Source organism: Lysinibacillus sp. FSL K6-0102, from assembly GCF_038003545.1.
In the GTDB taxonomy this organism is placed as follows: domain Bacteria; phylum Bacillota; class Bacilli; order Bacillales_A; family Planococcaceae; genus Lysinibacillus; species Lysinibacillus capsici.
This window is the reverse complement of record NZ_JBBOPH010000001.1, coordinates 3,217,680-3,229,681: the sequence shown is the minus strand read 5'-3', so window position 1 is coordinate 3,229,681 and position 12,002 is coordinate 3,217,680. Positions and strand designations below refer to the sequence as shown.

The 12,002-nt window shown below is 36.7% G+C and carries 14 protein-coding genes; 9 read left to right on the top strand and 5 right to left on the bottom strand.

The window, feature by feature from the left end:
* The first annotated feature begins 205 nt into the window (after positions 1-205).
* Both NYE73_RS16465 and NYE73_RS16460 read left to right on the top strand, forming a co-directional pair.
* A complete protein-coding gene (locus tag NYE73_RS16465; protein WP_048392216.1) occupies positions 206-1,507 on the top strand; it encodes a DEAD/DEAH box helicase in 1,302 nt (433 codons plus the stop codon).
* A gap of 12 nt (positions 1,508-1,519) precedes the next feature.
* Positions 1,520-2,413, top strand: a complete 894-nt coding sequence (locus NYE73_RS16460) for a deoxyribonuclease IV (RefSeq protein ID WP_048392217.1) — start codon at positions 1,520-1,522, stop codon at positions 2,411-2,413.
* A gap of 44 nt (positions 2,414-2,457) precedes the next feature.
* On the opposite strand, the gene NYE73_RS16455 is transcribed toward NYE73_RS16460, so the two are convergent.
* Complete coding sequence (locus NYE73_RS16455; protein WP_004227236.1) at positions 2,458-2,694, bottom strand: Nif11 family protein; 237 nt, start codon at positions 2,692-2,694, stop codon at positions 2,458-2,460.
* 165 nt (positions 2,695-2,859) lie between these two features.
* Here NYE73_RS16455 and NYE73_RS16450 point away from each other — a divergent pair, with 165 nt between their 5' ends.
* From NYE73_RS16450 to NYE73_RS16440, 3 genes are read left to right on the top strand one after another with little or no spacing between them, the layout of a single operon-like run.
* Positions 2,860-3,606 (top strand): metal ABC transporter ATP-binding protein, encoded by a 747-nt coding sequence (locus NYE73_RS16450; RefSeq protein ID WP_048392218.1) that lies wholly within the window; start codon positions 2,860-2,862, stop codon positions 3,604-3,606.
* Between the two features lie 13 nt (positions 3,607-3,619).
* Positions 3,620-4,483: a metal ABC transporter permease gene (locus NYE73_RS16445; protein ID WP_048392219.1), complete on the top strand. Its 864-nt coding sequence runs from the start codon at positions 3,620-3,622 to the stop codon at positions 4,481-4,483.
* The gene (locus NYE73_RS16440; protein ID WP_048392220.1) at positions 4,480-4,908 is read left to right on the top strand and encodes a Fur family transcriptional regulator; all 429 of its coding nucleotides are present in this window, start codon (positions 4,480-4,482) and stop codon (positions 4,906-4,908) included. Before NYE73_RS16445 ends, NYE73_RS16440 begins: the two co-directional genes overlap by 4 nt.
* 63 nt (positions 4,909-4,971) lie before the next feature.
* Here the strand turns inward: NYE73_RS16440 and NYE73_RS16435 are convergent, their stop codons facing one another.
* Positions 4,972-5,355: a hypothetical protein gene (locus NYE73_RS16435; RefSeq protein WP_048392221.1), complete on the bottom strand. Its 384-nt coding sequence runs from the start codon at positions 5,353-5,355 to the stop codon at positions 4,972-4,974.
* 279 nt (positions 5,356-5,634) lie between these two features.
* Positions 5,635-6,723 (bottom strand): 3-phosphoserine/phosphohydroxythreonine transaminase, encoded by a 1,089-nt coding sequence (gene serC / locus NYE73_RS16430; protein WP_112118228.1) that lies wholly within the window; start codon positions 6,721-6,723, stop codon positions 5,635-5,637.
* Between the two features lie 395 nt (positions 6,724-7,118).
* On the opposite strand from serC, the gene NYE73_RS16425 reads away from it, so the two are divergent.
* From NYE73_RS16425 to NYE73_RS16415, 3 genes are all read left to right on the top strand, one after another.
* Entirely contained in the window at positions 7,119-7,655 is a 537-nt protein-coding gene (locus NYE73_RS16425; RefSeq protein WP_054548538.1) for a hydrolase, read from the top strand.
* 304 nt (positions 7,656-7,959) lie between these two features.
* Complete coding sequence (locus tag NYE73_RS16420) at positions 7,960-8,121, top strand: hypothetical protein (protein WP_259950849.1); 162 nt, start codon at positions 7,960-7,962, stop codon at positions 8,119-8,121.
* Between the two features lie 35 nt (positions 8,122-8,156).
* A complete protein-coding gene (locus tag NYE73_RS16415) occupies positions 8,157-8,378 on the top strand; it encodes a hypothetical protein (protein ID WP_259950850.1) in 222 nt (73 codons plus the stop codon).
* Positions 8,379-8,410: 32 nt separating this feature from the next.
* Here the strand turns inward: NYE73_RS16415 and NYE73_RS16410 are convergent, their stop codons facing one another.
* Together NYE73_RS16410 and NYE73_RS16405 are read right to left on the bottom strand one after the other, a co-directional pair.
* Entirely contained in the window at positions 8,411-8,920 is a 510-nt protein-coding gene (locus tag NYE73_RS16410) for a PCYCGC domain-containing protein (protein ID WP_259950851.1), read from the bottom strand.
* Positions 8,921-8,999: 79 nt separating this feature from the next.
* Positions 9,000-11,294: a YhgE/Pip domain-containing protein gene (locus NYE73_RS16405; RefSeq protein ID WP_259950852.1), complete on the bottom strand. Its 2,295-nt coding sequence runs from the start codon at positions 11,292-11,294 to the stop codon at positions 9,000-9,002.
* Positions 11,295-11,489: 195 nt separating this feature from the next.
* Here NYE73_RS16405 and NYE73_RS16400 point away from each other — a divergent pair, with 195 nt between their 5' ends.
* A complete protein-coding gene (locus tag NYE73_RS16400) occupies positions 11,490-11,969 on the top strand; it encodes a thioredoxin family protein (RefSeq protein WP_048392230.1) in 480 nt (159 codons plus the stop codon).
* The last annotated feature ends 33 nt before the right edge of the window (positions 11,970-12,002 follow it).

Genomic DNA, 12,002 nt, shown 5'->3' with positions numbered 1-12,002 from the left:
AATTACATATTACAAGCGTTTTCGAACATTGTTACAGCGCTTTTATGATTGCATATTCTGCGTATTTCAAGTACCTTTGATAAGGGCTTTGTTACGGTGATAATAAAACATTAAAAATATGTTTATGCTAGTAAGAAATAGGACGTAAATATACCTTAAAGTTCGAATCATGGTACAATGAAAAAGATGTTAGGAGGAACGAATGATGTCAAAATATACTGATTATAATTTTCAGCCATTTTTGCAGGACGCCATTGCAAATCTTGGCTTTACAGAACCGACACCAATTCAAAAAGAAATTATTCCGCTTTTATTAAAAGGGAAAAGTGCTATTGGACAGGCACATACAGGAACAGGGAAAACACATAGTTTTTTAATTCCAATTGTTCAACGTATTGATGTAGAAAAACAGGAAGTACAGGCCGTTATTACTTCTCCTACACGAGAGTTAGCACAGCAAATTTTTGATGCATTAAATCAATTAATAGAAGGAACAGCTATTCAAGCAAAACTATTTATTGGGGGTACGGACAAACAACGCTCCATTGATAAATTAAAAACACAGCCACAAATTGTTGTTGGAACACCAGGACGTATTCGTGACCTTGTTTCAGCACAAGCGTTATTTGTGCATACAGCACCAATTTTAGTTGTCGATGAAGCGGATCTAGCTTTTGATATGGGCTTCATTGAAGAGATTGATGGATTTGCTTCACAGATGCCCGAAAAGCTTGAAATGTATGTTTTCTCTGCAACAATACCAGAAAAACTTCAGCCGTTTTTAAAGAAATACATGGAAGCACCAGTGCATGTCCATATGAATGATAAACGACCAGTGGCAGAAGGTATCGATTTTGTACTTGTACCAGTGCGCTCAAAATCGCGTAATAAACGTTTATTAGAAGTCATTGAGGGCATTAATCCCTTTTTAGCTGTTATCTTTACCAACACACGTAAGACAGCAGAACACGTTGCTGGCTATTTAAATGAGCATGGTATCCGTTGTGGCCAAATTCACGGTGATTTAAGTCCACGTGATCGTAAAAAAATGATGAAGCAAATCCGTGATCTTGACTACCAATACATTGTAGCAACTGACTTAGCTGCTCGTGGTATTGATATCCAAGGCATTTCTCATGTTATTAACTACGAGATTCCAGAAGACTTAGAATTCTTTATTCACCGCGTTGGTCGAACAGCGCGTGCAGGCAATAAAGGGACAGCCATTACTTTATTTGAGCCATCAGATGAGGATGCAGTAGTTCGCGTAGAAAAAATGGGCATTCCTTTTGTACAAAAAGATGTAAAAGATGGCGAATGGTCAGAGTTAAAAGAGCGTCATGCCCGTAAAAATCGTGTGAAGCAAGAGAATGAAATTGATGTGAAAGCAAAAGCGTTGGTACGTAAGCCTAAAAAGGTAAAACCTGGCTATAAACGTAATATGAAGTGGGAAATGGAAAAAATTAAAAAACGTGAACGTCGCTTAAAGGCACGCGGTAAAAAATAAGGGGGCTTTTACATGTTACTTGGCTCACATGTTTCGATGAGCGGGAAAGAAATGCTACTTGGCTCTAGTAAAGAGGCACTGTCATACGGAGCCAATACATTTATGATTTATACTGGAGCACCGCAAAATACACGTCGCAAAGCCATTGCTGACTTAAACATTATGAATGGACTCCTGCATATGAAAGAGCATGGGATGACCAATATTGTTGTACATGCACCTTACATTATTAATATTGGCAATACGGAAAAACCAGAAACATTCCGTCTCGGTGTAGATTTTCTACAATCGGAAATTGAACGTACTGCTGCACTGGAGGCAACGCAAATTGTTTTACACCCTGGTGCCCATGTAGGAGCTGGTGCTGATGCTGGTATTGCTAAAATTATTGAAGGTTTAAATGAGGTATTATCTCAGGACTATCCCGTTCAAATTGCATTAGAAACCATGGCAGGGAAGGGGACGGAATGTGGACGTTCCTTTGAAGAACTTGCTAAAATTATTGATGGTGTAACGAATAACGAGCGACTTTCTATATGCTTTGATACCTGTCATACACATGATGCTGGCTATAATATCGTGGAAGATTTTGATGGTGTATTAAACGAATTTGATAAAATTATAGGCGTGGAACGCATTAAAGTATTGCATATCAATGACTCCAAAAATGTGCGCGGTGCAGGTAAGGATCGTCACGAAAATATTGGCTTTGGTCATATTGGCTTTGATGCCCTTAACTATGTAGTACACCATCCACAATTAATGGATGTTCCTAAAATTTTAGAAACACCCTTTGTCCCTCTCAAGAGTGACGCTAAATCTAAGGTAGCTCCGTATAAAGTGGAAATCGATATGTTACGAAGTGGTACTTTTAAACCTGAGCATATTGAAGCTTTAAAAGGCTAACAGAAATAACCCGAAATCAGGCTAGTTCTGATTTCGGGCTTTTTTTATTTTGTAAACAAGGCGATAAGTTGACGAGAGCGCTTTCTTCCTAAAACGGCCTCCACTTCAACAAGAATATCTTTAGGAATCCCTAAAAATAGCCAAGAAAATGAGAATTGCTCCAAATAAGGTCGAAGTTTTTTTACTTCAGAAGTCGTAATGCTAAAGCCTTCTTCACGAGCAATCGCGACAATTTCCTTATCCGTGCTTTGTGCTAATTGCTGTAAAAATTGAATACTCAAAGTCAATCCTCCTTTATCTCATTAATTTTCACGAAATCATTTATACACTTGCAATCAGCTATTCGAAAAAGCATCCATCTTCTTTTCTTTACAAAAACTGCACTTTCCTTTATACTTACAATTTGTAAATCGTAATGATTTTGAATTAGAAAGAAGCGATCATGCATGAAAACAACACTTATTGACATTGAAAATGTGTCATTTCAATATGACTATACGCAAGTTTTAAAAAACATTTCTTTTCGTGTAGAAGAGGGAGATTTTTTAGCACTTCTCGGCCCAAATGGTTCGGGAAAATCAACATTATTAAAAATTATTTTAGGTTTGCTGAAACCTTTATCCGGAGAAATAAAATTATTTGGTGAACCAAGTGCAAATTTTAAGCACCGTGAATGGATTGGCTATGTCTCGCAAAAATCCAATGCCTTTAATTCTGGCTTCCCGGCAACCGTGCAAGAGGTCGTGAAAAGTGGATTAACGAAAAAATTAGGGCTTTTTAAAAGACCTGGCCGAGATGCCAAAGACAAAGTTCAAGAAGCTTTAAAGGCAGTTGGCATGGATGCTTATATGAATCGCAACATTGGAGAACTATCTGGTGGACAACAACAACGTGTTTTTATTGCAAGAGCTTTAGTCAGTAATCCCAAATTGCTCATTTTAGATGAGCCAACTGTCGGCATTGATCACGAGAATGTGCAGTCATTTTATGATATGCTGGCGAAATTAAATCGGGAACAAGGAATTACGATGATTCTTGTCACACACGATGTCGATACGGTATCGAATCGTATCAGCCATGTGGCATGTTTGAATCAAACTATTCACTTCCACGGCTATAAAAATGAATTTGATAATATTTCTCAGGATGCGCTAGACGCTTGGTATGGCCATTCCGTGAGAAAGATTCATTAGAAGGAGCAGGCATATGATTGAAGCAATTTTACATTATGAATTTTTACAAAATGCCTTTTTCTCTGGATTATTAATTGGCATACTTGCGCCCCTGCTGGGTGTGTTTATTGTTGTACGTAGGCTATCCTTGATTGCGGATGCTTTGTCACATGTAACACTTGCAGGAATTGCTGGGAGCTTATACATTAGTCAATCAGTGACAGCCTTAGCAATGCTCAATCCTATTTATCTAGGAATACTAGCCTCTGTGAGTGGCTCTGTCTTGATTGAGCGTTTAAGGCGTTTGTATAAGCACTATGAGGAGCTTGCCATTCCAATTATCATGTCAGGTGGTATTGGGATTAGCGCCATCTTTATTTCACTTGCCAGTGGTTTTAGCACAGATTTAATGAGTTATTTATTCGGCTCGGTTTCTGCTGTATCTCGTCAAGACTTATGGGTAGTGATTGGCATTGCTGCCATTGTGATTATCTTTTTGTTTTTATTTTTTAAAGAATTATTTGTTTTGTCTTTTGATGAGGAATATGCAAAAGCTAGTGGACTTCCGGCTCGTTGGGTTCATCTTTTATTTATGATTGTGACAGCACTTGTCATTGCGGCAAGTATGCGCATAGTTGGTATTTTACTTGTATCATCTCTGATGACATTGCCTGTTGCAGCAGCAATGCGCTTGGCAAAGGGCTTTAAACAAACCATCATTTTTGCCATTGTTTTTGGAGAAACAGCTGTACTAATTGGTCTAATTAGCGCATTTTATATGGATTTAGCGCCAGGAGGCACGATTGTTGTCACTTCTATTCTGATTTTGTTACTTGTAATCCTAGGGAAGAAAGTAGCACTTAAAATGGCTGCAAAGCAGGGGGAGGTAGCGCAATGAATATTTCAAGAGCGTGGGAAATATTAAAGGAAAATGGCTATAAAAAAACAGATAAACGGGAGTTAATATTAGATATGTTTGCAGCAACAGATAAATATCTAACAGCCCGTGATTTATTGGATGTTTTAAAAAAAGATTTTCCGGGAATGAGTTTTGATACTATTTATCGTAACCTTGCTACTTTTGTGAAACTTGGGATATTAGAAGAAACAGAGCTATCCGGGGAACGTAATTTCCGTATGCACTGTGAATCTGCGCATCATCACCATCATTTTATCTGTATGGACTGTGGCAATGTCAAAGAGCTTAATCTTTGTCCAATGGAAATGTTAGGTGAAAAATTGCCTGATTATGAAATTGAAAATCATAAGTTTGAAATATATGGTAAATGTCCTGATTGTAAGCATGACACTCTGTCACATTAAATGTTGACAGAGTTTTTTCTATGTAAGAAGAGGGTGCCTATAGAAGGCTACCCTCTAAAAGGATTAAGCTACTGCCACTCGACGAATCGCAACAATTTTATTGCAATCTACGATTAAAGGAGAAGCAGCTGCTGCACCTGGCTCAAGGAAGTATGCACAGCAATTTCTTGGATCGAAGGAAATGAAAGTCACACCTAAGAAGCTAATACCTCCAGATAAGAAGATATCTAGTGTAGTAGCTAGCTCTAATTTTCTTAATTGGTGACAAATACACCCTCTACAGTTGCTGCTCATTCTTGGTGTACATTTTTCTTCTTTTTTACAATGACATTTTTCCTCTTTTTGGCAATGACATTTTTCAACTTTACGTTGACAGCATTTTTCCTCTTTTTTAGGACATTTACAGCCTTGCCAGTTCATATGTGACATATATCTTTTATCTTCCATTGTCTAGACCTCCCTTCCTCTAGTTTCATAAGGGTAACCCTTACAGTAATAATCTATGTTTGGTGCATAGCTAGAGGCTGGCGATATGTCCGATAGGCTGCTTAAAAATCTATATTTTTCTCAAAAACTTTTGCAATGTGTAAAGCCCTAAGCTGAGATATTGCTATAAACATCTAATAAAGCTAATGGTATGGGGATAGATTTCTTATTTCCTTCTACAAGCGCGAAAAAAAGATGAATCTTTACATTGCTGTAAAGATTCATCTTTTAAATAGAAGTTTATTGATGTTTTTGTTGGAAATCTACCATGAAATCTCTTAAAGCTTCACATGCCTCAAGGGGCACTGCATTATAAGTGGAAGCACGACAACCACCTACAGAACGATGTCCATTTAGCCCAACAAAACCTGCTGCCTTTGCCTCTACAAGGAATAATTTTTCCAGCTCCTCATCTGCAACACGGAATGTAATGTTCATTAAAGAACGGCTTTCTGGTGTGGCATGGCCTTTGTAGAAACCATTACTATTGTCAATGGCATCATAAATGACTTTAGCCTTTAATTCATTATGTTTCTCAATTTCTGCTACGCCGCCTTTAGCTTCAACCCATTTTAACACCTCGCCTAGCATATAGATCCCAAATGTTGGAGGTGTATTATAAAGTGAATTACTATCAGCATGTGTTGTATACTTTAGCATCGTCGGAATATTTTTATTGGCTTTTTCAAGTAAATCTTTGCGAATAATTACGACCGTTACACCTGAAGGACCAAGGTTTTTTTGAGCACCAGCATAGATGATTCCGAACTTTTCAATATCAACTGGTTTTGATAGGATGTCACTTGACATATCTGCCACTAATGGAACATTTCCTGTATCAGGGTAGTTTTTCCATTGCGTACCATATATCGTATTATTGGATGTGATGTGAACATATGCATCATCTTCATTGAATTGAATATCTTCGAAAGCAGGAATATTGCGGTATTGGTTTTCTTTTGTGCTTGCAGCTTCAACAGGTGTCCCAAATAATTTAGCTTCCTTAAAAGCTTTCTCAGACCATGAACCTGATAATACATAGCTAGCTTTTTGCTCAGTTGTTAAGAAGTTCATAGGCACCATTGTAAACTGAAGGCTTGCTCCACCCTGTAAGAATAGTACCTCATAGTTTTCAGGAATAGCATAAAGTTTTTTTAATAAAGTAATGGCTTCGTTATGTACTTCATCAAAAATGGCACTACGGTGACTCATTTCCATAATGGACATACCTGAATCACGGAAGTTTACTAATTGCTGTTGAGCATTTTCTAATACTTCTTGTGGTAGAGCAGATGGACCTGCGTTGAAATTGTATGCACGTTGTGTCAAAGTGGTACACTCCTTGTTTGGTTAATAACAGAACTTTACTGGATTATAACCTAATTTTCAAGAGAAAAAATAAAATTCTTAATATTTGAGCAGAATGGAGACAGACTCGCAACAAAATGTACACATTTAAGCAGGTATTTTTCATTAAAAACGAACAAATAGAAAGTTATTTTTGAAATTAAGTGATATTTTCCGTATATTAAATATTTTTTATTACCATAAAAACGATAATGTTCGTGTTTTCATTTACAAGTATTTCCTTCTTGGGAGTGTGAAACCTACAGGCTAAAGCAAAACCATTAAAATCGATTGTTAGAGAAAACTCCTTATTACTTTACGAGAGATAAGCAGGTTTTTGTATAGTATTATAAAGAAAAGAAAAAGAGGTGTTCAGGATGTTTACAGTAGAGAAAGCTTGTTTAGTAGTTGTAGATGTGCAAGGAAAGTTAGCAACAATTGTTGATGACAGTGAAATGGTAATTGAAAATGTGGCAAAGCTCGTACAAGCAATGCAGGCACTGGAAGTACCTATTTTATGGCTAGAACAAAATCCAAGTCGTTTAGGCGGAACGGCTCTTGAGATTGCTCAGCATTTAGAAGGGCAACCGATTCCTAAAATGGCCTTTAGTGCGTGCCAAGAAGAGGCATTTGTAGAGGCTATGAAGGAAAATGGACGTACTCAATTCATTGTGACAGGTATTGAAACACATATTTGTGTGTACCAATCGGCGAGACACCTGAAAGAACAAGGATTTGAAGTAGAGGTTGTTGTAGATGCAGTATCTTCTCGAACAAAGGCAAATAAAGAAATTGGGCTTACAAAGATGCATGCGCTGGGTATTTACCCAACTAGCACCGAAATGATCTTGTATGAGCTACTACAACGTGCAGATCATGAACATTTTAAAACCATTTTGAAGCTTGTTAAATAACGCAAATTAAAATTGAAACAATTGGTATGTTTATTCCATTCATTGTAATAACAATTTTGCTTTCAAGAGAAATATATACAAAGAAATTGGGTTAGATTGAATAAATGTAGATGTCTAATGGTTCTATAGGCCTTTATTGGGCATCTTTTTTATTTTAGGGCTATATTATGTGTGACATTACTCATATAAAAACTTAGCCATTCCATTTGTTGTATACTATAATTAAAAATCGGGAATTCGTTATGGGTAAATAACTTTTAATTAGGATGATGACTATGAAAAAACAGTCATTTTTATGGGAGAAATGGAACAGCTAACATGGCTTGCCAAGCAATCCTCAAAAATCCCTCACACATCTGAGCAGCTTATCTCACAAGGGTTTTTACCTGAGGCAATTGGCCAATATGTGTTCATAACGAAAAATTTCTGGCAGCTTAAAGAGCCTTATTATGGATTCATTCATTAGAAAATGCCTCTGTAAAAGGTAACTTTTATGCTCACTTGAAAGAGACGAATTCACAGACAGACGCTGCGATTGAAACAAAAGAAGGGCAATTTGTTGTAGCCATAAATCAAAATGCTGATAAGGAAGACGGTAAAGTAGCTAAAAAAGGTGAAATATCCTATGTTTTAATTGCAGAATTTGTTGGGCTCATCCTTGTCATTGCAGTTATCCTGTATATCATCCTTCGTAAACGAAAGAAAAATCAACTGAAACAATAAAAGCAAAGTCGCGAATGTGCGACTTTGCTTTTTTATGCAGGCATTTCCGTTGGTGTTGGTTTTGCATAGCCCTCTTTATACGTGTCATCAATGAACTGACGAATTTCTTTTAAGCTCTTGCCTTCCTTGTGCAGTTGTGCTGATTGGACAGCAATCTCTAAGCACACTAAACAACGCGTCCCATGATCATCCCAAACAATCGAACCATCCTCACGTTTTTCCTGAATAAAGCAATTTAAATTACTTTTATGGCCAGCAGATTCCCCACAGCCGCAATAGCATGGCATCCATTCGAGAATCTCTGTTGATTGTCCAGCGATTTGATAGACTAAGCGTATATTTTCTTGTTTGCCCTCTAAAAAGGTTGGTAGGACGTCAGCAGAAGCTGTTTCTTCTTGGATATCACCAGATGCCTCTGCATGGTCATGACCTTCATGTGAAGCGTCATTTGCTTTAGGAGAGGTTTCAGCATTGTTTTTATCTCCACAAGCACTTAATAACAGTAACGCCAATACAACAAAAATAGTAATCGATTTCTTCAAAAATAGCGCCTCCTACATGTTTACAATACTTCCATTATAACATCGTTTTCATAAACATTTACAGACGCCTCGTTGAAAATCAGTGAAATATATCTAATCCACGTGTTTTGTTCATGAAATGTTCCATTTTCTCGCTCAATAATTTTTTTAAGAAGAATCCGAACAGGATAAAAATGAACCAGAAACCAAATAGGAAGATGAGGTCCATCCAGACTGTTGACCAAATAATTCCACCGACAGCTTCACGCATCATTTCAATCGCATACGTAAATGGTAAAAAAGGGTTGATTATTTGGAAGAACCTCGGCAATAACTCGACAGGATAGGTTCCGCCAGAGCCTGCAATTTGTAACACAAGCATCACAATTGCTAGTGCTTTTCCTACATTACCGAAGACGGATACGAGTGTATAGACAACCGTTACAAATACGAGACTAATAAAAAGTCCAAATAAGATAAAGTAGGCAGGTGCTTGAATGGAGCCGTCTACTAAGAAAATATCTCCAATGGTAATAATGAGAGTTTGAATAAACGAGAAAGTTGCAAATGTTAAGAGTCGACCAAAGTAAATTTCTCGAATACTATAAGATGTATCTCCATGGAGATTCACAGACAATAATGAAATTAACAGTAAACAGCCTACCCAAATAGATAGTACTGTGTAAAACGGTGTCATGGCTGTTCCATAGTTCGCAATAGGGAATACGCGATGTTCCTTTAATTTAATAGGCTCCTCAAAGAAATCACGTTCGGCGTTGACATCATTTTTTAGTAATTGCACAATCTCTGCTAGATCCGCTTCTTCTTCTAAAGTTCGTAGCTTATTCGCTAATTCTTTGATTTTAGCACTTAAAGTTGGAAATTCAGTTTGTATTTTTTGAATAGCTTGATTTGCTGTTCCTAGCGTGTTTTTGGCCTGTGTCAATTTATCTGTTGCCTGAGGTATGAATTGTTTTACATTTGTCAGCATGGTAGAAGCGTTAGTTAAAGTTTGCTTCGCACTGGTAAGGGTGGATCGAATTTGTGGCTCTAGACTTTCGTTATAATAAGATAAGAATTTTTGTAAATTAGCTGTAGCATTTTGTGCGATTTGCTGAATAGCTGTAATGTCTTGCTTGATAACATCTTTATTAATTGGCTTTAATTGATCCACTTTATTTAGTAAATCGTCATGTAGAGTCTGTAATTGTTGTAATGAGTTAAGCGCATTTGACGTAGAATCAATGAAGTTTGGAGGATTTTCCAAAGCTTCGCGAATGGCTGTAAGCTGTTCGATGATGGGTTGATTCGCTTCTGCATTACTTTCCTGTAAAGAACCAATAATGGTTGTTAAAGAGTCTTCTAATTGCTTACGAGTCGAAGCATCTGCCTGAATTAATTTTTGCAGTGCCTCAAGCGTTTGAATACTCTTGTTTATGTTGTCTTTAGAAGTTGACAATTGATTTTTAAGTGCCTCTTTCGTTTGCGTAATGGAGGCAGGGTCAAAATTTATACGATTGAGCTTATTGATGATCTCTGTAAAATGTTGGGCAATATTTTGAACAGTTGTGACATCCTTTTTGATGATAGGGGATAGTTCATTAAATAAAGCATCTGCTTCATTCACTAAATGTAAACCCTTTTGAATGGTAGTTAAACCATCTGTTGTTAGTTGTTCCACCTGTGGAACTTGTGTCAGTGCCTGATTAAGTAATTGATTTGCCTCCTTTCCTTGAGTAGAGGCTTGCGTTAAAAATGAATTAATATCAGGTAAATGCTGTTCGATGGTAAAAACATAATTTTCGAATTTGCGGAAATCAGGAATGTCACGTTCCATTTCAATTCCAATTGTATTAAAAATTGAAAAAAGTGTCCCATTGACGGTGGATACAAATTCATTCGAAACCTGCTGTGTAAGTACACTCGCTCCTTTACTTGTAATTTTAGGGGCAATAGGATTCTTTTTTTCATTTACATAATAATCAATATGGGCCTTCGTTGGTTGGTCGGTTAAAATAGATGTTAGTTTTTGCGAAAAATCATTTGGAATGATTATGACTGCAAAGTAATCACCATTTTTTAATTGTTCCTTAGCTTTTTTCTCTGTTTCGAGCTTCCAAGTAAAGCTTTTATTCGTACGTAAAGTCTCAATTACTTCATTCCCGACATTAATTGCTTCATCTCTTACCGTGGTTCCCGTATCTTCATTGACAATCGCGATTTTCATATTAGAGGTGTGAGCGTAAGGGTCCATGGAGGCATAAATATTTAGCCAGGCATAAAGAGATGGAAGAAAAATTAGTCCACCTATAATGACAGCTACGACCCAGTTTGTGACAATATTACGGATATCTTTTGTATAAATTTGAAAAACATGCTGGAACGAGTTTTTCATCATAATCACCCCACATTCAAATTTGCATGAACTCTCACTATGTATGTTCCCAAATATACTTGAAATTATGTTATAAATGTGAAATATCTTCATTTAAAGGCGAATTAGTTTACTAGGTTTTCAAAACAATTTATAATCAATCGCGAATGCACTAAAACTAGGGCTTTTAGTGTAAAAAAGGAGGTCACTACTTTAGTGAAAAAATTATTAATTATTGGTTCAGTGATTGTTGTTTTATTTGCAGCAATTATTGTGCTTACCAACGTCTCAAACAAAAGTAAATTAGAAAGTGCAAATAACCCTTATGGCGATAAAAAGCTAAAACAAGAAACAATTGATCAATTGGATGATGAAAACTATCAAAACATTATGTTACCAGACGAACTAGAAGCTAAAATTAAAGCGGGTGAACCGGTTAATGCTTACTTCTTCAGTCCAATCTGTGTACACTGTCAAGCATTTACACCAGTATTAATGCCAATTGCCGATGAGCTTGGTGTTGATATTGCTCAATTGAATGTCTATGAATACGATGATTTATGGGAAAAATATAATATTGAAGCTACACCAACATTCATTCGTTTCGAAGATGGTAAAGAAGTAAATCGCTTTGTAGGAGCTCTTAAAGAAGAAGATTTACGAACGTTCTTAAATACGGTTGTGTTAAATAAATAGAAAAGGAAGAGACTGTATCATAATTATTTAGAT

Excerpts from the sequence above, each read along its gene's own strand:
- NYE73_RS16425 (WP_054548538.1), top strand. The coding sequence starts at position 7,119 with ATGTTTACAGTAGAGAAAGCTTGTTTAGTAGTTGTAGATGTGCAAGGA.
- NYE73_RS16450 (WP_048392218.1), top strand. The coding sequence starts at position 2,860 with ATGAAAACAACACTTATTGACATTGAAAATGTGTCATTTCAATATGAC.
- NYE73_RS16465 (WP_048392216.1), top strand. The coding sequence starts at position 206 with ATGTCAAAATATACTGATTATAATTTTCAGCCATTTTTGCAGGACGCC.
- NYE73_RS16435 (WP_048392221.1), bottom strand. The coding sequence starts at position 5,355 with ATGGAAGATAAAAGATATATGTCACATATGAACTGGCAAGGCTGTAAA.
- NYE73_RS16420 (WP_259950849.1), top strand. The coding sequence starts at position 7,960 with ATGGAACAGCTAACATGGCTTGCCAAGCAATCCTCAAAAATCCCTCAC.
- NYE73_RS16460 (WP_048392217.1), top strand. The coding sequence starts at position 1,520 with ATGTTACTTGGCTCACATGTTTCGATGAGCGGGAAAGAAATGCTACTT.
- NYE73_RS16440 (WP_048392220.1), top strand. The coding sequence starts at position 4,480 with ATGAATATTTCAAGAGCGTGGGAAATATTAAAGGAAAATGGCTATAAA.
- NYE73_RS16405 (WP_259950852.1), bottom strand. The coding sequence starts at position 11,294 with ATGAAAAACTCGTTCCAGCATGTTTTTCAAATTTATACAAAAGATATC.
- NYE73_RS16445 (WP_048392219.1), top strand. The coding sequence starts at position 3,620 with ATGATTGAAGCAATTTTACATTATGAATTTTTACAAAATGCCTTTTTC.